Source organism: Pseudomonas sp. 65/3-MNA-CIBAN-0223 (genome assembly GCF_040310425.1).
Classification (GTDB): Bacteria; Pseudomonadota; Gammaproteobacteria; order Pseudomonadales; family Pseudomonadaceae; genus Aquipseudomonas; species Aquipseudomonas gregormendelii.
Genome location: NZ_JBEOPV010000189.1, coordinates 1 through 264 on the forward strand (window position 1 = coordinate 1; position 264 = coordinate 264).

The 264-nt window shown below is 62.1% G+C and carries 1 protein-coding gene; it reads right to left on the reverse strand.

Annotated elements, in window-relative coordinates; all coding sequences use genetic code 11:
- On the reverse strand, window positions 1–264 hold a 264-nt coding region (locus AAEZ09_RS28500; protein WP_350601692.1), incomplete at both ends, for a hypothetical protein.

Genomic DNA, 264 nt, shown 5'->3' on the forward strand with positions numbered 1-264 from the left:
CCCGTACGGAGTCGCCGTACTTTTCACCGAACAACGCCATCGCGCCCTTGGCCTTGGCGGTATCGATATCGGTTTCCTCGATCTCCACGGCAGAGTTGCGGCGGATCTCGCCATTGACACGATCTTCCAGCGCACGGAGCTGCTCGGGCTTGATCGCCTCGAAGTGGCTGAAGTCGAAGCGCAGGCGCTGACTGTCCACCAGCGAGCCCTTCTGGCTGACGTGTTCACCGAGAATTTCGCGCAGCGCGGCATGCAGCAGGTGGG